Below are 19,358 nucleotides of genomic sequence, written 5' to 3'. Positions count from 1 at the left end.
TCACTCCGTCGCATGGCTCGCGCCGAGCAGCTCCCGCAGGCGCTCGGCCGCCGCGGTGAACCGCGGGTCGGCGAGCGTCGGGCCGTACTCGCGGCGCTCCGGCAGGCCCGGTTCGAGGGTCTCCACGATCCGGCCCGGCCGCGGGCTCATGACGACGATCCTGCTGCCCAGGTACACCGCCTCCGGCACAGAGTGGGTCACCAGCACCACCGTGGTCCCGGTCTCGCGCCAGATCCGGTTCATCTCGATGTTCATCTGCTCGCGCGTGAGCGCGTCGAGCGCGCCGAACGGCTCGTCCATGAGCAGCACCCGGGGCTCGTGCAGCAGGGCGCGGCACAGCGCGACGCGCTGCTGCATGCCACCGGACAGCTCGTGCGGCAGGGCCCTCTCGAACCCGGTCAGGCCGGCGAGCTCGATGAGGTGGTCCGCGCGCTCCTCCGCCCGACGCCGGTCCATGCCACGCATCTCGGCCTGGAGCAGGATGTTCTTGCGCACGCCCCGCCACTCCAGCAGGGCCGAGCGCTGGAAGGCGAAGCCGATCTCGCGCTGCGGCCCGGTCACCGGCCGCCCGTACAAGCGCACGTCGCCGTCCGTGGCGAGCGTCAGCCCCGCGATGATCTTGAGCAGCGTCGACTTGCCGCAGCCCGACGGCCCCGCGATCGTCACGAACTCCCCGGGCCGCACGGCGAGCGACACGTCGTCGAGCGCGACGGTCTCCGACCGCTTGGACGTGAAGCGCCGCGTGAGGTGCGCGACCTCGATGATCGGCTCGGCGTCGGTGCTCCCCGCGGACGTGCTCTGCTCGGTCGTGGGCCCGGTCGTGGCCGTCACAGGTCCTCCCCGAAGGTCGCGTCCCAGTAGGCGTCCGGGGTGGAATCGCCCTCGAACTCGGTGTTCTCCGTCAGGAACGTCAGCGTGTCGGTCCACTGCTCCTCGGTGTTCACGCCGGGAGCGGGGGCGGCCTCCAGGTTGAGCAGGCCGATGGTCGCCTCGAGCTGGGCCGCGAGCACGCTCTCCTCCGGCGCCTGCTCCGCGTCTGCGGCCATCGCGGCGACGGCGGCCTCCGGGTCCTCGGACGCCGCGAGGAACGACTTCGACGTCGCCCGCACCATCGCCTGGACCAGCTCGGGGTCGCTCTCGATCGTCGCCTCGTGCGCCAGGAGGCCGGTGCCGAGCATGTTCATGCCGAACTCCGAGAACGGCAGGGCCGAGACCTCCTTGCCGGTCTGGTTCTCGATGGTCGGCGCCTGGTCGTGGTAGAAGCCCTGGATGGCGTCGACCTTGCCCTCGATCAGCGCGGCGATCTTGCCCGCGGCGTCGACGTTGACCACGGTCACGTCGTCCGGGTCCACGCCGTTGATCTCCAGCCACGCCGGGAAGGTGCCGTACATGGCGTCGCCGGGGGTGCCGCCCACCGTCTTGCCCACGAGGTCGGCGGGCTCGGTGATGCCCTGGTCGTCGAAGAACTCGACCGAGCTCGGGCCGGTCTGCAGGAAGACGCCGACGCTGCGCACCGGCATGCCGGAGCTGATCCCGTTCGCCAGCGGCGGGGTGTCCGCCCACCCGAAGTCGGTGTTGCGCTGCGCGACCTGCTGCACGGTGTTCCCGGACCCGTTGCCCGGCTGGATCGTCAGGTCGATCCCCTCGTCCTCGAAGATCCCCTCCGCCACGCCGTAGTAGAACGGCGCGTGCTCGCCGTACGGCACCCAGTTGAGCGTCACCGTGACCTCGCTCAGGCCCTCGGCGTTCTGCTCGCCCGACCCGCCCCCGGCGGTCTGCCCGCAGGCCGCGACCGTCGCCAGCGCGACGCCGGCCACGGCCAGCGACATCACGGTCCTGCGGCCACGGATCCTGCCGTCATGCTTGTTGCCACCACGCTTGTTGTCAGCACGCACGGGAGAGCCTTTCTGGTCGGGCCGCCACGGTGACGGCGGTAACGCGGGAGAGTGCGCGGGCCGGGGTCAGACCGTCGCGAGCGCGAGGTTGCCGCGCCGCGAGGCGTGCCACGGGATCAGGAGGCGTTCGAGCACCTCGACCAGCACGAAGAGGACCACGCCGATGAGCGACATGAGGATGAGGTCGGCGAAGAGCAGCGGTGCGTCGAGGTTGCCGCTGGCGAGCAGCAGCACGTACCCGAGGCCGCGGTCGGCGCCCACGAACTCGCCGACGACGGCGCCCACGACCGCCAGCGTGACCGCGACCTTCAGGCCGGACATGAGCTGCGGGAGCGCCCCGGGGAACCGGATCTTGCGGAAGGTCTTCCACCGCGACGCGCCCATCGTCGCGGACATCTCCAGCAGCTCCGGGTCGACCGAGCGCAGCCCCGCCACGGCCGAGACCACGACCGGGAAGAAGGCGATGAGGACGGCCAGGACGATCTTCGGCGTCATCCCGAACCCGAACCAGACCACCAGGATGGGCGCGATGGCGATCTTCGGGATCACCTGGGCGAAGAGGATCAGCGGGTACAGGGACTTCTCCGCCGTCCTGGAGTAGACCAGCAGCACGGCCGCCGCCACGCCGATCACGGCCGCGAGCACGAACCCGACGATCGTCTCCAGCGTGGTCACCCACGTGTGCTCCAGCAGCATCGCCCACTCGGCGACCATCGTCTCCGCGACCGCGCCGGGCGAGGGCACCAGGTAGGCGGGGACCAGCTCGCGCCAGGCCACGAACCACCAGAGCGCGAACAGTGCGAGCAGCACCGCCGCCGGCCGCCACGACTCCGCAAGCAGCGTCAGCACCCGGCTCCCGGACGGTGTGCCGCCGACAGGCGGCGCCGTCGGCCGTGACCTGGACGAACTCGTGGGGCGGGCCTCCTGGGTGGTCACCATGGCGTGATCCTCCATAGTTCGCTCTTTCCGTTTCGTCGCACGGGTCGACGTCGACACCGTGGGGCAGCGGGTCAGGGCACGCCGGACGTCGTCGTCCGGGAGGTGCCGGTCGGTAGAGCAGGTCAGCGGCCCCGGCCTGTGGGGCTGCTCGTCACCGGGGACACTATGAGCCGCGCCCGGGCCGGACAACGAGTTGCCACTTGTTGCCCCGCCACCGTGCGCACCCGGCGGCAGGCGGTTGCCATCGCGGCCCGGCCGGCCGTCGGTCAGCCGTCGCGCGGGTCGGTCGGGCCGTCCGTGGCGCCGTCCGTGACGGCCTCCAGGTCGACGGCCACCGACCGGAAGCCCGCGGACCGCACGGCCCGCAGCACCTCACCGCGCAGGGGCTCCGCCGCCAGGCTCGCGAGGTCGGCGTGCGGCGCCTCGAGCCGCGCCAGGTCTCCGTGGTGCCGCACGCGGATCTCCTCGAGGCCGAGGCGCCTGAGCTCGCTCTCCGCGGCCTCGACCTGGACCGCCTCGTCCGCGACGGGGTCGGACGACGCGTCGGACGGCACGTCGGGCAGGTCGGTAGGCAGGGTCATGGCGTCATTCGAGGCGGGCGCGCCAGGGGCGGTCAAGGTGTTGCCACCTCTTGCCGGGCGCGTCAGAACGTGCCACGGCCGGGCCCCAGACGGCAAATGGTTGCCGTCGCCGTCCGCTCGCCGTACGCTCCCCGCGCATGGGCGAAACTGGCGAAACAGGGAGCTCTCGGACCAGACCGACCATCTACGACGTCGCCAGGGCCGCCGGCGTCGCACCCTCGACCGTCTCACGGGCGTTCTCCCGGCCGGGGCGCGTCAACGCGGAGACGGCGGACCGCATCCGCCGCGTCGCGCACGAGCTCGGCTACCGGACCAGCCCCATCGGGCGCGGCCTGCCGGACGGCCGGACCGCGCTGCTCGCGATCGTCGTGGCCGACCTGACCAACCCGTTCTTCTTCGAGATCATCCGTAGCGCCGAGAAGACCGCCATCGACTCCGGGTACACGCTCCTCGTGGTGGACGCGCACGAGTCGAGCGGGGCGGAGCGCCGGGCCCTGGAGCGCACGCTGCCCCTGGTGGAGGGGGTCGTCCTCGCCACGTCGCGGCTGTCGGACGCGGCGATCCGGGCCGTCGCCAAGCAGCGGCCGACCGTGGTGATGAACCGCGTCGTCACGGACGTCCCGAGCGTGGTGACCGACAACGCGCAGGGGATGCGGCGCGCCGTCGAGCACCTGGCAGGCCTCGGCCACGCCCGGCTGACGTACCTGGCCGGCCCCGAGGCCTCCTGGGCCGACGGCATGCGCTGGCGTGCCTTCCGCGAGGCGACCCGGGAGCTCGGCCTGCGGGCGTGGCGCCTCGGCCCGTTCGCGCCGACGCTCGCCGGCGGGCTCTCGGCCGCCCAGGCCCTGACCACCCATTCCGCGACCGCGACCGTCGCCTACAACGACCTCGTCGCGATCGGCACGATGCGCGGGCTGACGCGGCTGGGGGTCGAGATACCGCGCGACCTGAGCGTCGTCGGGTTCGACAACATCTTCGGCTCCGACTTCTGCACCCCGCCGCTGACGACGGTCGCCTCTCCCCTGCGCCACTTCGGGACGTTCGCCGTCCAGCGCCTCCTGAACCAGCTGCGCGCCCCGTCGTCCGGCTCGTCGCCCGGCCTGTCGGCCCCGGCGCTGCTCCCGGCGAAGCTCGTCGAACGCGGCTCGACGGCCCGCCGCGCCTGACGGGACCCGCTGCCCGATCCTTTCTCGCGCGTGCAGTCGGACACTCGTTCACCAGGCGGTCTGCGGCCGTAACCCGGCCCTTCACGGTCTCGGATCGCCTGGTGAACGCCTGTCCACCTCCACATCACGCACCGTCGTCCGGCGAGGTGGTGCGCGCACCTCGGGAGGGGCAACAAGTGGCAACTCGTTGTCCGGGGTTACCGCTCACCGCATAGTGACGTGGCGTAGGCACGGTCCCAGCCAGGCAAGGTCCTCGATGGAGAGGCAGGCCCATGGAACGCAGATCGACCCACCGCACGCTCGCCGCGATGCTCGGCGTGCTCGTGCTGCCGCTCACGGTGCTCCCCGCGCAGGCGGACGTCCCGGCCACCGCGCAGGCCACCGCGCAGGCCGCGACGGACCCCACCCGGCCCCAGGAGCCCGGCGTCACCCTGCGGGTGTTCGACGTCCAGGTCCCGCTGGACGACTACTGCACGCTGAAGCCGGGCCAGACGCCGAACGTCGACAAGCTGATGCCGACGATCGACTGGACCACGGCGGCGGACTTCGGCCTCGCCGACCGGTTCGTCACCGAGGTCACGGGCTACCTGAACGTGCCGGCCGCCGGCACCTACGATTTCCGCGTCACCAGCGACGACGGCGCGCGGCTGCTGCTCGACGAGACGCTGGTGGTGGACCACCCCGGCAAGCACGGTGCCACGCCGAAGGACGGGTCGGCCGCGCTGGAGGCCGGGTACCACGCGCTGCGCGTCGACCACTTCGACGGCGACTTCGGCCAGCAGCTCACGCTGGAGTGGCGCCCGCCGGGCGCGACCGGCTTCGCGCTGGTGCCGAGCTCGGTGCTGAGCACCGACGCCGAGGTCACGCGCGTCACCTCGCCGGGCCGCAAGGTCTGCGAGGGGGTCGACGAGGCCCCGGGCGACGGCCTGCCCCTGACCGAGGTGCACCCCGACTACACGCTGACGAACCTGCGCCCGGACGGCTTCGAGCCGCAGGTCACGGGCATGGACTGGCTGCCGGACGGGCGCATGGCCATCGCCACGTGGGGCGGCGACCGCGAGACGGTGCTCGGCGAGGTGTACCTGGTCGACAACGTGACGGGCGACGGCGGCGCCGACGACGTCACGTACACCAAGATCGCCGAGGAGCTCGAGGAGCCGATGGGCCTCAAGGTGGTCGACGGCCGCATCTACGTCTCCGAGAAGCACGGCCTGACCGAGCTCGTGGACACCGACGGCGACGAGGTCACCGACGAGTACCGCGAGGTCGCGACCTGGCCGTTCGGCGGCAACTACCACGAGTTCGCGTTCGGCCTGCTGTACGAGGACGGCTACTTCTACGTCTCCACGGGCATCGCGATGGTGCCCGGCGGCGCGACGCGCGACCCGCAGCTCGTCGAGAACCGCGGCTCCGTGCTGAAGATCGACGAGGACACCGGCGAGGTCGAGTACCTCGCGGGCGGCCTGCGCACCCCGAACGGCCTCGGTTTCGGGGCCGACGGCGGCATGTACGTCACCGACAACCAGGGCATGCACGTGCCGACGTCGAAGCTGGTGCGCATCGAGGAGGGCGCGTTCTACAACCACTACACGAACCCGGACGGCCCGTACGACGACCAGCCCGTGACCGAGCCCGTGGTGTGGATGCCGCACGGCGAGATCTCCAACTCGCCGAGCAACCCCGTGATCCTCACGGAGGGCGTGTTCGAGGGCCAGATGGCGATCGGCGACGTGACGTACGGCGGCCTGCAGCGCGTCTACCTGGAGGACGTCGCGGGCCAGGAGCAGGGTGCCGTGTTCCGCATGACGCAGGGGCTGGAGTCCGGCGTCAGCAGGACGAGCGTGGGCCCGGACGGCTCGATCTACGTGGGCGGCATCGGCTGGTCGGGCAACTGGGGCCAGGCGGGCAAGCTCGGCTACGGCCTGCAGAAGCTCACCTTCGACGAGAGCCGGGCGTTCGACATGCTCGAGATGCGCGCCGTCGACGGCGGCTTCGAGATCGAGTACACGCAGCCGCTCTCGCAGGAGACCGCCGAGAACCTGGCCGACAAGTACGAGGCGGCGCAGTGGCGCTACGTCTCCACACCGCAGTACGGCGGGCCCAAGGTCGACGAGGAGGACCTGGAGGTCACCTCGGCCACGCTGTCCCCGGACCGCAGGACCGTGACCCTGGCGATCGACGGGCTCAAGCCCGGCCGGGTGGTCAACGTGCACTCCCCGCGGCCGTTCGCGGCCGAGGGCGGCGCGGAGCTGTGGAGCACCGAGGCCTGGTACACCCTGAACCGGCTGCCGGACGGCACCACTCCGCCGCCCGTCTACGAGGCCGAGGCCGCCGACATCTCCGGCGGCGCCGGCTGGAACACCAACCACGCCGGGTACTCCGGCGCCGGGTTCGTGGACCGCAACTGGGAACCCGGCGCGCGCACCACGTTCGCGATCGAGGCCGACGAGGCAGGCCCGCACGACCTGGCGCTGCGCTACGCGAACGGCCAGAACTCCGACCCCAGCCCGGTGCCGCGGTCGATGAGCCTGTACGTCAACGGCGTCAAGCAGCGGCAGGTCTGGCTCGACAGCACCGTGAGCTGGTCCAGCTGGCAGACGCAGACCGAGACCGTCGAGCTCCAGGAGGGCGCGAACACGATCGCCTACGCGTACGACGCCGACGACGTGGGGCACGTGAACCTCGACAGCCTCACCGTCACCCCCACCGAACGCATCCCCCTGTTCGACGGCGGCGACCTCGACGCGTGGGAGAAGGCGAGCGGCGGGCCCGCGACGTGGCCGGTCGCGGACGGCACGATGGAGTCCTTCGGCGGCGACATCCGCACCAAGGAGAAGTTCGGCGACTTCCGGATGCACGCCGAGTGGTACCAGCCCCAGCACGCCGACGACGTCACGGGTCAGGCGCGCGGCAACAGCGGCGTCTACATCCAGGAGCGCTACGAGGTGCAGGTGCTGGAGTCCTTCGGCATCGACCCGCCGGCCACGAACGACGCCGGCTCGATCTACCTGAAGAAGGCCCCGGACGTGAACGCCGCGACCGCGATGGGCACCTGGCAGACGTACGACATCGTGTTCCGCGCCGCGCGGTTCGCCCCGGACGGGACCAAGACCGAGGACGCCCGCCTCTCGCTCTGGTGGAACGGCCAGCTCGTGCACGACGACGTGGCGATCGACGGCAAGACCGGCAACGGCAGGAACGAGGGGCCGACGCCGGGCCACATCAAGCTCCAGGACCACGGGGACGCCGGCCCGAACCCGCGGTTCCGCAACGTCTGGATCGAGCGCCTGGCCGAGCAGGAGAGCACCCGGCAGGGCCTGACGTCGGGGGTCTCGGCGCGGCTCACGCCGTCGAAGGTCCCGGCGGGCAGCGAGGCGCTGTCGGTCGTGCGGGTGCTCGGCGCCAAGGGTCGCCCGGCGCCGACGGGGACCGTCCGGGTCACCGTCGGGGACACGTCGGTCAAGGCCACGCTCGGCCGCGGCCCCGCCCGGCTCCGGCTCCCGACCACGGGTCTGGAGGCGGGGGTGCACCCGGTGACCGTGGCGTACCTCGGCGACACGGTCTACCGGCGGAGCACGACGACGGTCTACCTGACCGTCCGCTGATCTGGTCCCTCGACTCCCTCGACGGAGAGGTTCAACTGATGGAACGTACCGCCCGCAACTCTGCCCGTGCCGCGACGCCGTGGCTCGCCGCGGCCGTGGCCGCCACGCTGTCCCTGCCGGTCCTGGCCGCGCCCGCGGGAGCCGCCGAGACCGGCGCGCCGGCCGGGACCAGCGCGTGCGCCTACGGCTACACCAGCCAGGCCACGGTCTGGTTCGGCGCCGACGCCGACTCCGGCGTGCCCAACCGCGAGACCCGGTCCAGCTGCACCGTGATGGACGAGATCATGGCCGACGCGCCGTTCGCGTCGCACGGCGCGTTCGTCCGGACGGTCGCCTCCGTGACCCGGGGGCTCGTCCGCGAGCGGGTCCTCACCGGCGGCGAGCGCCGGGACGTCGTCCACGCCGCCGCCGTCTCGGAGGTGGGCCGGCCCCATCCGGTCACGGGCGGACGCTCCGTCGACCTGGCTGCGATCGGCCTGGTGGGCTACACGGTCCGCGCGACCATGCCCACCGACGCCGCCGGGACGCTCGCGGCGCTCGCCGCGTGCGGCTTCCGGAACATCGAGCCCTCGGGCAGCGCCGGCAACTTCTACGGCTACTCCGCCGCGGGGCTGGCGCCGCTCACGGAAGCGGCGGGACTGGAGGTGCCGTCGCTCGGCGTCAGCCTGTCGAACCTGCAGAACGACGTCGACCTGGTGGTCGCCGAGGCGCACGCGATCGGGGCGAGGTACGTGCGCGTCTCGGGATCCGGCTCGTGGACCCTCGCGGACTACTCCCGGACCGCCGCGATCCTCAACGAGGCGGGTGAGCGGCTGAGCGCCGAGGGCATCCGGGTCGCCTACCACAACCACGGGTTCGAGTTCGAGACCGCGGAGAACGGGGTCACGGGCTATGACGTGCTGGTCCGGGAGACGAACCCGGCGTTCGTCACGATGGAGCTCGACGTGTACTGGGCGGCCAGCACGGACACCGCCGCCACGGACCTGTTCGCGCGGTACCCGGGCCGGTTCGAGCTGCTGCACCTCAAGGACATCGCCGAGGACGGCTCCTTCGCCGACGTCGGCGCGGGCACCATCGACTTCGCCGAGATCTTCGCCGCGGCGCCGCTCGCCGGGGTCCGGTACGGCTTCACGGAGCACGACCAGCCCTCGCCGGACGGCGTGACCTCCGCGTGCACCAGCCTCGGCTACCTCGCCGGGCTGCGCTACTGACGCACCGCCCTTCCTCCCGGGAGGGCGCCCCCGCACCATCCGACCCAGCACGAGGGAGTGTTGATGTCCGCACCGCACCGCCGGGCACACCGCCGGGCACTGGCCGCGACGACCGGTCTGGTCGTCGCGCTCGGCGCCCTGGTCCCCGCCACGACCGCCGCCACCGCCCACGACCTCCCGCCTGGCTCCGAGCACGCCGGCTCCGACCACGCCGAGGCCACCGCGTTCGACAAGGTCCCCCTGGTCACCGAAGGGCTCGCCGACCCGTTCGAGCTCGACGTGGCCGACGACGGCCGCGTCGTCTACATCCAGCGCACCGGCCAGGTGGTGGTGCTGGACCAGGAGACGCTGCGCCAGACCACGGCCCTTGACCTGGACTACTCGCTCGACCTGCTCACGCAGTCCGACGGCCTCCTGGGCCTGACCCTGGACCCGGACTTCACGGAGAACGGGTGGCTGTACCTGCTCTGGAGCGACCCCGACGTGGCGAAGATGAACCTCTCGCGGTTCACCATGGGGCCGGACGACACGATCGACCCGGCGTCGGAGGAACGCCTGCTCGACTACACCATCTGGCGGGGCGAGGGTCGCGCCAACTCGCACATGGCCGGCTCGCTCGCGATGGGCCCCGACGGCGACCTGTATGTCGCCACCGGTGACAACTCCGACCCGTTCGACCAGCAGGGCTACACCCCGATCGACGAGCGTCCCGGCCGCCGCGGCTGGGACGCGCAGGGCACGTCCGCCAACACGAACGACCTGCGCGGCAAGGTGCTGCGCATCACCCCGGAGGACGACGGCACGTACTCGGTCCCGGACGGCAACCTGTTCGCGCCGGGCACCGAGGGCACTCGTCCGGAGATCTACGGGATGGGCTTCCGCAACCCGTTCCGGATCACCGTGGACCCCGGGACCGGTGCGGTGCTCATCGGGGACTACGGGCCCGACGCCCGCGTGGCCGACCCGCTGCGCGGACCCGACGGCCAGGTCGAGTTCATCCGGATGACCGAGCCGGGCAACCACGGCTGGCCGTACTGCCACGCCGACAACCAGGCGTACATCGACTACGACTTCGCCACCGGGGCCTCGGGCGAGCCGTTCGACTGCGCCAGCCCGGTGAACGACTCCCCCAACAACACGGGCCTGCGCGAGCTCCCGCCGTCGCAGGAGCCGCTCGTCTGGTACGGCTACGGACCGTCCGAGGAGTTCCCCGAGCTCGGCTCCGGCGGAGCGGCCCCCATGGGCGGCCCGGTCTACCGCTACGACCCGGGGCTCGACGTCAAGACGAAGTTCCCCGAGAGCTTCGACGGGCACTGGTTCGTCTCCGAGTACGCCCGCAACTACTACAAGGTGCTCTCGCTGGACGAGGCCACCGGCGAGCTCGCCTCGATCGACCCGTTCCTCGAGGGCGAGACGTTCGTCGCCCCGTTCGAGGCCGAGTTCGGCCCCGACGGCTCGCTCTACATCATCGACTTCGGCCGCGGGTCAGGCGCCGGCCGCGGTAGCAGCAACACCGACGCCGGCATCTACCGCGTCGACTACGCGGCCGACGGCCGGCGACCGATCTCGCGGTTCACCGCCGACGTCGACTCCGGCCACGAACCGCTCACCGTCGCCTTCGACGGCGCCACCAGCGAGAGCCCCGACGGGCTCGACATCACCTACGCGTGGGACTTCGAGAACGACGGCGTCGTCGACTCCACCGAGGCCGACCCGACGCACACCTACACCGACCGCGGCCAGTTCAGCGCGCGCCTGACGGTCACCGACAGCGAGGGGTTCGCCGGTGTCTCCGTGCAGAAGATCACGGTCGGCAACACCCGGCCGGACGTCTCCTTCGGGGCGCCGTTCCACGGCGGCTTCGCCGAGCTCGGCGACACCGTCCCGTACTCCGTCGACGTGGCCGACGCCGAGGACGGCTCCACCGAGGCGGGCACCATCGACTGCGAGCAGGTCACGGTGAACACCCAGCTCGGCCACGACACCCACGCGCACCCCCTGGACAACTACACCGGGTGCTCCGGGTCGGTGTTCCTCGACCCGGCGGACCACGGGGTGGGGCAGAACGTCTACCCCGTGCTCGGGGCGGGCTACGAGGACCTCGGCGCCGACGGCGTCCCGGCGCTGGCCGGCCAGGACACCAACCGTCTGCAGGTGCGCGACAAGGAGGCCGAGTTCTACGCCGACAGCTCCGGCGTCACCGTGTCGGACGGCGCGGACGCCCGCGGCGGCCGGCTGGTGACCGACGTCGACCACGGCGACTGGATCGCGTTCGGCCCGGTCGACCTGCGCGGCATCGACGCGCTGACGGTCGGCGCCGTCCGCGGCGCCGCCGACGCGACCGTCGAGGTGCGGGCCGGCAGCCCGACCGGGCGCAAGCTCGGCCAGGTCACGGTCGCCGCGGCCACCGGCGCCGCGCAGGTGGTCTCGCCCACGATCGACCTCCAGGAGGAGGGCGGCGCGACCACGCTCTACCTCGTCGCGAAGAGCAAGCGCGAGCCGGCCGACGGCGCGAACCTCGGTCTCGACTGGCTCGTCTTCCACGGGCGCGGCGTCGCCGACGCCACCGCCCCGGTCGTGACGGCCGAGGCCGGCCGTACCGGCGGCCGTGCGGGCCTCTCGGTGGACCTGTCCGGGTCCGCCGTGGCGCCCGAGGGGCGTGAGATCGCCGCCTACCAGTGGGACCTGGGCGACGGGACCACCGCGGCCGGGCAGACCGTCACGCACGTCTACGAGGAGCCGGGCCGGTACACGGCGCGGCTGATCGCGACGGACAGCGAGGGCACCCGCGACTGGACCACGGTCGAGCTGACGGTGCGGGGCACCCGGGGCTGAGCCCGCCCGGCACCAGCACGAAGGCCGGCCCGGACCACCGCACGGTGGTCCGGGCCGGCCTCTCCCCGCCGAGGACCTACTCCGCGAGGATCTCCCTGCTCAGCTCGTCCATCTCCGCGAAGACGTCGTCCTCGCGCTGCCCGGTGAAGTAGCCCTCCATCAGCGGGCTGATCGCCGAGCCCATCTTCTGGCCGCCGGCGAACACCGGCGTCTCGAAGAGCGTCCCGTCCACGAACTGCCGGGTGTACGGCGTGACGTCGATCCCCTGGTCGAGCAGGGCGGCCTGCGTCTTCTCCATCGACGAGTCGATCGACGGGAAGAACGTGCCGTCGGCGCCGGCGACGTCCTGGCACTCGGGCGAGTTCATGTAGGCGACCCACTTGAACGCCGCCTCCGGGTGCTTGGTGCCCGCCCAGACGGAGTCCGCGTTCGAGTTGGAGAGCCCGGCGCGCTGCCCGTCCTCGCCCAGCACCGAGGGCGCGATGCCGACGTCGACGCCGTCGAGCGCGAAGAACGTCGTCGCGTACCAGGACCCGCCCGAGACCATGGCGACGCTCCCCGTGCCGAGCTGCTCGGCCGGGCCGAGCGTGAACTGCCCCTCCACCGGGGACAGGCCGCGCTCGCCGAGGCCGCGCAGGTACTTCGCCGTCTTCACGAACCGCTCGTCCTCGTACTGGAAGGTCGTGGGAAAGCTGTCCTTGTCGCCCAGCTCCCAGCCGGTGGTCGACGCGAAGTTGGCCCAGGTGTCCTGGCCGTTGATCCCGTTGGACCCGAGGCTGTTGATCCCGTAGGTCGCCACGTTGTCCTTGTCGAAGCCCGGCTCGTCGCCCCGCACCCCGTTCTCGTCGACCGTGAGGCGGGCGACGACCCTCTCGAAGGTGCCGCCGTCGTCGGGGTTCCAGGTCATGTTCTGCACGTCGTCCTCGGTGAGGCCGGCGTCGGCGAGCTTCGCCTTGTCGTAGAAGAACCCGACCGTGGCCCAGTCCTTCGGCAGGCCGTAGGTGGCCCCGTCGCTGTACGTCCAGGTGTCGACGCCGACGCCGAGCTGCCCGACGTCGTAGCCCGACTCCTCGATCAGGTCGTCGAGCGCGAGCAGCTGCCCCTGGTCCACGAACTCGGGGTAGTTGGAGGTGTGGTCCATGAACGTGTCCGGGGCGTTGCCGGCCACGAAGCCCGCGGTGAGCTTGGTCCAGTAGTCGTCCCAGGCGTACTGCTGCACCTTGACCTCGATACCGGGGTTGGCCTGCTCGAACGGCTCGACGCACTTGCCCCACGACACCGCCTGCTTGTCGTCCCAGGTCCACCACTGGATCGTCCCGGTGGCGGCGTCGCCGTCCCCTGCCCCTCCCGCGCCGCACGCCGAGAGGGCGATCAACGTCGCCGCGCCCCCGAGCGCGAGGAGGGTACGTGCCGGTGTGTTCCTGCGGTGCGGCCGGGGCCTCGCGGTGGCGCTGGTCCGGTGCCGATCGACGGTGATCATGGTCCAGACCGTAGGGGTGGCCGCCGTCCTCCGGAATGGGGAGTTCTGCGGCGGGGCCTGGACGATTCGACGGCCCACCTGTGGACACCACCGCCCCGCCCGGCTAACGTTCCGGCCATGACGTCGCACCTGATCTCCCTCGACTGGTGGCCCGCCGACTAGGCGGGCTCGCGACGCATCCACACACGTCCACGACCGCCTCGCCCGAGGCGGTCGTTTCGTGTTTCCGCGAGACACCCGGTCCCGGGCGGGCACCCCGAACCGAGAGGTCTCGCATGCCCCACACCGCTCGCCCCGCCGCCCAGCACCCCCTCCTCGACCGGGTCCTGGCCTCCGACGGGTCGCTCCCCTTCGCCCTCTTGCGCCGCCACGGCGGCACCGAGGTCGAGGTGCTGACCGGCGACGTCGTCGACGCCGACCTCCTGCACGACATCCCGCTCGACGGCGCGCCCGTGCTCGCCGTCGTCCCCTACCGCCAGGCCCGCGAGCGCGGCTTCACCGTGCAGGACGACGGTGCACCGCTGCGCTGCCTCGTCGTGCGCGAGTCGGAACGCGTCGCCCTGTCCGACGCCGTCGCCGCGCTGCCGCCCGAGCCCGTGGCCGCCGAGCCGCTCGGCTTCGACATCCCCGACGACGAGTACGCGGGCATCGTGCGCCGCGTGATCGACGACGAGATCGGGCAGGGCGCGGGCGCCAACTTCGTGGTGATGCGCAGCTTCGAGGCCCGCACCGACGCCGGCCCCGTGCCCACGCTGGCCTCGTGGTTCCGCGCCCTGCTGACGCACGAGGTCGGCTCGTACTGGACGTTCGCGATCCACGCCCCGGCGCCCGCGGCCGCCGTCGGCCCGGCCGCGGGGGCGGTGTCCCTGGCGGGCGCCACCCCCGAGCGGCACCTGACCCTGCACGACGGCCTGGCCCGGATGAACCCGATCAGCGGCACCTACCGGCATCCGGCGTCGGGCCCGACGCGGGAGGGCGTGCTGGAGTTCCTGAGCGACACCAAGGAGAACGAGGAGCTCTTCATGGTGGTCGACGAGGAGATGAAGATGATGAGCGCGCTGTGCCCGGACGGCGGGCGCATCGTGGGCCCGTACCTCAAGCAGATGGCGCGGCTCAGCCACACCGAGTACCTGCTGGAGGGCCGCACCACCGTGGACCCGCGCGACGCGCTGCGCCTGACGATGTTCGCGCCGACCGTGACCGGGTCGCCCATGGAGAACGCCTGCACGGTCATCGCCCGGCACGAGACGCGCCCGCGCGGCTACTACTCGGGGTTCCTGGCCCTGTTCGAGCCGGAGGCCGCGGCCGAGGTCGAGCTCGAACCCGGGGCCGCGGGCTACTCGCTCGACGCCCCGATCCTCATCCGCACCGCCTACCTGCACCCCGACGGCCGCGTGTCCGTGCCCGCCGGGGCCACCCTCGTGCGGCACTCCGTGCCGGAGCACGAGGTGGCCGAGACCCGCGCCAAGGCGGCGGGTGTGCTCGCCTCGCTCGGCCTGGTGGCGCGGGGGGCGGGGCCCGACGCCGTCGTCGACCTGAACGCGCAGCCCGGCGTCGCCGAGGCGCTGACGGCGCGCAACCACCAGCTCGCCGAGTTCTGGGTCCGGCCGCAGGAAGCCGGAGAGTCGCCGCTGGCCGGCCGGGACGTGCTCGTGGTCGACCACGAGGACCAGTTCACGACGATGCTCGCCCACCAGCTGGGCCACCTGGGCATGAACGCCCGCGTGGTCCGGTGGGACGCGGTGGAGGACGTGCTCGCCGACGACCTGGTCGTGCTCGGCCCGGGCCCGGGCGACCCGCGCGACCAGGAGGACCCCCGCATCGCCGCCCTCACCCGGCGGATCCTGGAGCGCGTCACCGCGGGCCGGCCGCTGCTCGCCGTCTGCCTCAGCCACCAGGTGCTCGCGGGCCTGGCCGGATTCCCGCTGCGCGCCCTGCCCGCACCCCGGCAGGGCGTGCGGCTGGACACCGACGTGTTCGGCACCACGGCCGCCGTCGGCTACTACAACACCTTCGGCGCGCACCTGACGACGGTCTCCGCGGCCGCCGCCGACAACCCGGTGGCGCGGCTCGCGCTGGAGCCGTCCGTCGACACGGACGGCGTGCTGACGGCACTGCGCGGGCCGGGGGTGGCGTCGGTCCAGGGTCACCTGGAGTCGGTGCTGTCGGCCGACGGCATCACCGTGCTCGACACACTCGCGCGCCATGCCCTGGGCGTCCCGGGCCGGGTGGTCTCCGGCGGGCCGGCGCGGTGAGCGCGACGCCGTCCGGGTGACCGGCCGGGTCACGCGGGCGGCGTCGTCCCCAGCCTCGTCAGGGTGGTGACGGCCAGCTCCGCGAGCGCCGCCGCCTGCTCGCCGAGCACGGAGTCGTCGAACCGGACCTTGGCGGAGTGGTTGGACGGCGCGGCGTCGGCGGGGACGTCGTCGGGCCGGGCGCCGAGCTGGATGAAGCAGCCGGGCACGCGCTGCAGCACGTAGGAGAAGTCCTCCGCGCCCATGATCGGCTCGGGCCGCTCGACGACCCGGTCGGGCCCGTAGAGGCCGGTCAGGACGGTGCGGGTGTGGTCCCACATGCCGGCGTCGTTGACCGTCACCGGGTACTCCGGTTCGAGGACGACGTCGGCGGTGCAGCCGTGGGCGGAGGCGATGCCCTGGACCAGCCGCGGGAGCTCGGCCGTGAGCTGGGCCAGCGACGCGTCCGACAGCGTGCGCACGGAGGCCGTGAGCTCGGCCGTGTCGGGGATGACGTTGGAGGCGGTGCCCGCGTGGAGCTGGCCCACGGTGATCACCACGGGGTCGAACACGCTGACGCGGCGGGTCACGTAGGACTGCAGCGCCAGCACGATCTCGGCCGCGACCGGCACGGGGTCCACGGACATCCAGGGCGACGAGCCGTGGCCGCCCCTGCCGTGCACGGTGATGTCCAGGATGTTGACGCCGGCCCAGGCGGGGCCCGGCCGGGAGACGAACAGGCCCTTGTCGTACAGGCCGGTGACGTGGATCCCGAAGGCGGCGTCCACGGGCGTGCCGGCCGCGTCCAGGACGCCCTCGGTGATCATCGGCAGCGCCCCGCCGGGGCCCTCCTCACCGGGCTGGAACATGAACACGACGTTGCCCGCGAGCTCGTGCTTCCTGGCACTGAGCAGGCGGGCCGCGCCGACCAGGCCGGCCACGTGCAGGTCGTGCCCGCACGCGTGCATCGCCCCGGTGGTGGAGGCGAACGGCTCGCCCGAGTCCTCGACGACCGGCAGGGCGTCCATGTCGCCGCGCAGCAGCACCGTGGGCCCCTGCCCCGCGGGCTGGAGGTCCCCGCGCAGGACGGCGACCACGGAGCTGAGCCCCGTGCCGGTGGTGATCTCCAGCGGCAGCCCGTCCAGGGCTTCGAGCACGGCCGCCTGCGTTCCCGGCAGGTGGAGGCCGATCTCGGGGTGCTGATGGATGCGCCGTCGCAGGGCGACCAGGTCGGGTTGGATCAGTGCCGCGTCGTCGAGTAGGGCCACGGTGCCAGAGCCTACGCGGCGTGGTCGAGGGGTGAATTCCGCTCCGTGCCGCACCGCCGTGTGGCGCCCGCGCTCCGTGCGCAGTAGGCCTGATAGTGCCGACCATGGCACATGGAGGTAGTCATGCAGGAGAAGAAGCACCAGACGCGGCTCAGGCACTGGCTTGCAGCCCTTGCCGGCGCGTTCTCACTCGTCGGTGCGTCCGTGACCGCCGCGCCCGCGAGCGCCGCGGCGTGGGAGGACGACCTCGTCGTCACCGACACCTACTACATACCGGCGCAGGACCGCTACGTGCAGGCACGCTGCCGCGTGGATGTCCGTCCCATCGGGGCCAAGAACCTGCCGGGCTACGTGACCGTGAAGGGCAAGGTGCGGTGCAACCACAAGCTGCTGGCGGGCGGTGACGTCGGGTTCAGTCTGGGAAGCCACGACGGGACGGCGGGTTCCTTCCACGCCGACCTGCGACGCATCCGCAAGGGCAGCAAGCCGGACAGGAACGCCACGTTCTCCGAGCGTGTCTACATCTTCCCGTCCGACTACTCCCGCGCAGGAGGACCAGGGACCTGGGCCGTCCGTGCCCTGGGGCTCGACGCCGACATCCGGACGGTCGACCGCGGACGGTGGTGGCTGTCGGGCAACGCGTCGAGGACCGTCGAGACCTTCCGGGCCTACTGAGGCCGGGAAGCACCACCCGTGCCGCACGGACGGCTCTCGCGGGTCGACGTTCTGCACGTCCTTCAGCTCGGACATGCTGGCAGTTCGGCACGGTCAGCAGCACCGTCGCGCGAGTGTGAGCGTGTCCGGGAGGAACCCGGTGCACCTGAGGGAGGGACCCCGTCACAAGGCCTTCAGGCCGATCCAGCCCGATAGCGTCGCGCGGGACATGGACCGTCCAGCGAAGGGGATCCGATGAAGGCCGACCACTACGACGAGTTCGCCGCCAGCTACGACGCCGAGAACGCCGGGAGCCTCCTCAACGCCTGGTACGAACGACCGGCCATGGTCCGCCTCGCCGGCGACGTGCGCGGTCGCAAGATCCTCGACGCGGGCTGCGGCTCCGGACCGCTGTCCGGGGAGCTGCGTGACCGAGGTGCCGACATGACCGGGTTCGACGGCAGCCCCGCGATGATCGAGCTCGCCCGCCGCAGGCTCGGTGACGACGTCCCGCTGACCGTCGCAGACCTCGGGGAGCCGCTGCCCTACGCGGATCACACCTTCGACGACGTCGTCTCCTCCCTCGTGCTGCACTACCTCGAGGACTGGGACTCACCGCTCACCGAGCTGCGCCGGGTCCTGAAGCCCGGCGGCCGCCTCATCCTCTCCGTCAACCACCCGCTCGTGCGCCCCTTCTTGTTCCCGGAGGAGAACTACTTCGCCGTCCGCCAGTTCTCGGAGGAGTACGAGTTCGCGGGCCAACCGGGGACGCTGACCTTCTGGCACCGCCCCCTGCACGCGATGACCGACGCCTTCGCCGCCGCCGGGTTCAGCATCGCGTCCATGGCCGAACCCGCGCCGTCGCCGGACACGCCGCCCGAGCTCCTCCCGCCACGCATCGCGAGCGGTGAGCGGACCGCGTTCGTGTCCTTTCTCTTCTTCGTCCTCGAGGCCCGCTAGACCCCACGCGTCCTGACCGGCCGGGGCAGCTCTCGGCAACGGCCAGACCGGCCGCGAGCCGGCCGCCGGTGGTCCCGCAGTCGACGTACCGACCGCGCACGGGTGTCGTGGTCCTTCGCGTACTCGCCGATGGCATCCGTGGCCTGGTACTCGCCTCGCCGGCCGCAGGCAGAAGAAGGAGGGACCGGCTGAAATTGGCGTACGCCTCAGGGGCTCTGCCCCCAGCCGCCCTCATCTCGGGGTCATGGCTGCAGTAGTGACGGACCTGACGGCCGGCCTCGCCTGGAGCGACCACGAACGTGTTGATGGGCTTCGCGAGGTGGTTCTCGTCGCGTGTCGTCAGTGGTCGTCAGGTGGGGTGGGTCCAGGAGAGGTCGGGGTGCCGGGACCGGGTGCGGGCTCGACCAGGTGACCGGCTGGGTCGATTCGCCGGGCGTGGGTGGCCGGGTGGTGGGCTGGGTCGGTAGGCGATCGCGCCGTGGGTGGCGGTGGTGTGGCAGCCGATCTGGTAGCGGCTGCGTGGGGTGTGG

The 19,358-nt window shown here is 72.3% G+C and carries 13 protein-coding genes; 7 read left to right on the top strand and 6 right to left on the bottom strand.

The window, feature by feature from the left end:
* The 4 genes from QRN56_RS11940 to QRN56_RS11925 form a co-directional block, all read right to left on the bottom strand.
* Window positions 1–831: an ABC transporter ATP-binding protein gene (locus tag QRN56_RS11940; RefSeq protein ID WP_285103477.1), complete on the bottom strand. Its 831-nt coding sequence runs from the start codon at window positions 829–831 to the stop codon at window positions 1–3.
* On the bottom strand, window positions 828–1,895 hold the full coding sequence (locus tag QRN56_RS11935) for an ABC transporter substrate-binding protein (protein WP_285103475.1): 1,068 nt from the start codon (window positions 1,893–1,895) through the stop codon (window positions 828–830). The genes QRN56_RS11940 and QRN56_RS11935 overlap by 4 nt, the downstream gene beginning before the upstream one ends.
* A gap of 66 nt (window positions 1,896–1,961) precedes the next feature.
* Window positions 1,962–2,834, bottom strand: coding sequence for an ABC transporter permease (locus QRN56_RS11930; protein ID WP_285103473.1), 873 nt, complete (start codon window positions 2,832–2,834; stop codon window positions 1,962–1,964).
* 266 nt (window positions 2,835–3,100) lie between these two features.
* On the bottom strand, window positions 3,101–3,415 hold the full coding sequence (locus QRN56_RS11925; protein ID WP_285103471.1) for an adenine nucleotide alpha-hydrolase family protein: 315 nt from the start codon (window positions 3,413–3,415) through the stop codon (window positions 3,101–3,103).
* Window positions 3,416–3,552: 137 nt separating this feature from the next.
* Here QRN56_RS11925 and QRN56_RS11920 point away from each other — a divergent pair, with 137 nt between their 5' ends.
* The 4 genes from QRN56_RS11920 (at window position 3,553) to QRN56_RS11905 (ending at window position 12,232) form a co-directional block, all read left to right on the top strand.
* Window positions 3,553–4,581 (top strand): LacI family DNA-binding transcriptional regulator, encoded by a 1,029-nt coding sequence (locus tag QRN56_RS11920; protein ID WP_285103469.1) that lies wholly within the window; start codon window positions 3,553–3,555, stop codon window positions 4,579–4,581.
* Between the two features lie 272 nt (window positions 4,582–4,853).
* Window positions 4,854–8,186 (top strand): 3-keto-alpha-glucoside-1,2-lyase-like domain-containing protein, encoded by a 3,333-nt coding sequence (locus QRN56_RS11915; RefSeq protein ID WP_285103467.1) that lies wholly within the window; start codon window positions 4,854–4,856, stop codon window positions 8,184–8,186.
* Window positions 8,187–8,224: 38 nt separating this feature from the next.
* Complete coding sequence (locus QRN56_RS11910) at window positions 8,225–9,397, top strand: sugar phosphate isomerase/epimerase family protein (RefSeq protein ID WP_285103466.1); 1,173 nt, start codon at window positions 8,225–8,227, stop codon at window positions 9,395–9,397.
* Between the two features lie 63 nt (window positions 9,398–9,460).
* The gene (locus QRN56_RS11905) at window positions 9,461–12,232 is read left to right on the top strand and encodes a PKD domain-containing protein (protein WP_285103464.1); all 2,772 of its coding nucleotides are present in this window, start codon (window positions 9,461–9,463) and stop codon (window positions 12,230–12,232) included.
* A 76-nt stretch (window positions 12,233–12,308) separates the two neighbouring features.
* On the opposite strand, the gene QRN56_RS11900 is transcribed toward QRN56_RS11905, so the two are convergent.
* Window positions 12,309–13,712 carry an ABC transporter substrate-binding protein gene (locus tag QRN56_RS11900; RefSeq protein WP_285103462.1) on the bottom strand — a complete coding sequence of 468 codons (1,404 nt, stop codon included), beginning with the start codon at window positions 13,710–13,712 and terminating at the stop codon, window positions 12,309–12,311.
* 275 nt (window positions 13,713–13,987) lie between these two features.
* Here QRN56_RS11900 and QRN56_RS11895 point away from each other — a divergent pair, with 275 nt between their 5' ends.
* Entirely contained in the window at window positions 13,988–15,967 is a 1,980-nt protein-coding gene (locus QRN56_RS11895; RefSeq protein ID WP_285103460.1) for a chorismate-binding protein, read from the top strand.
* A gap of 29 nt (window positions 15,968–15,996) precedes the next feature.
* Here QRN56_RS11895 and QRN56_RS11890 read toward each other — a convergent pair whose 3' ends face one another.
* The gene (locus QRN56_RS11890; protein ID WP_285103458.1) at window positions 15,997–17,214 is read right to left on the bottom strand and encodes a M20 metallopeptidase family protein; all 1,218 of its coding nucleotides are present in this window, start codon (window positions 17,212–17,214) and stop codon (window positions 15,997–15,999) included.
* 123 nt (window positions 17,215–17,337) lie between these two features.
* Here QRN56_RS11890 and QRN56_RS11885 point away from each other — a divergent pair, with 123 nt between their 5' ends.
* Together QRN56_RS11885 and QRN56_RS11880 are read left to right on the top strand one after the other, a co-directional pair.
* Window positions 17,338–17,889, top strand: a complete 552-nt coding sequence (locus QRN56_RS11885; protein ID WP_285103456.1) for a hypothetical protein — start codon at window positions 17,338–17,340, stop codon at window positions 17,887–17,889.
* Window positions 17,890–18,123: 234 nt separating this feature from the next.
* Entirely contained in the window at window positions 18,124–18,828 is a 705-nt protein-coding gene (locus QRN56_RS11880; RefSeq protein ID WP_285103455.1) for a class I SAM-dependent DNA methyltransferase, read from the top strand.
* Window positions 18,829–19,358: the final 530 nt, after the last annotated feature.

The organism is Promicromonospora sp. MEB111, from assembly GCF_030209445.1.
Classification (GTDB): Bacteria; Actinomycetota; Actinomycetes; order Actinomycetales; family Cellulomonadaceae; genus Promicromonospora.
This window is presented reverse-complemented; position numbering and strand designations above follow the sequence as displayed.

Coding starts and splice junctions, on each gene's coding strand:
- QRN56_RS11880 (WP_285103455.1), top strand. CDS start 18,124: ATGAAGGCCGACCACTACGACGAGTTCGCCGCCAGCTACGACGCCGAG.
- QRN56_RS11930 (WP_285103473.1), bottom strand. CDS start 2,834: ATGGTGACCACCCAGGAGGCCCGCCCCACGAGTTCGTCCAGGTCACGG.
- QRN56_RS11895 (WP_285103460.1), top strand. CDS start 13,988: ATGCCCCACACCGCTCGCCCCGCCGCCCAGCACCCCCTCCTCGACCGG.
- QRN56_RS11905 (WP_285103464.1), top strand. CDS start 9,461: ATGTCCGCACCGCACCGCCGGGCACACCGCCGGGCACTGGCCGCGACG.
- QRN56_RS11910 (WP_285103466.1), top strand. CDS start 8,225: ATGGAACGTACCGCCCGCAACTCTGCCCGTGCCGCGACGCCGTGGCTC.
- QRN56_RS11885 (WP_285103456.1), top strand. CDS start 17,338: ATGCAGGAGAAGAAGCACCAGACGCGGCTCAGGCACTGGCTTGCAGCC.
- QRN56_RS11925 (WP_285103471.1), bottom strand. CDS start 3,415: ATGACCCTGCCTACCGACCTGCCCGACGTGCCGTCCGACGCGTCGTCC.
- QRN56_RS11900 (WP_285103462.1), bottom strand. CDS start 13,712: ATGATCACCGTCGATCGGCACCGGACCAGCGCCACCGCGAGGCCCCGG.
- QRN56_RS11920 (WP_285103469.1), top strand. CDS start 3,553: ATGGGCGAAACTGGCGAAACAGGGAGCTCTCGGACCAGACCGACCATC.
- QRN56_RS11915 (WP_285103467.1), top strand. CDS start 4,854: ATGGAACGCAGATCGACCCACCGCACGCTCGCCGCGATGCTCGGCGTG.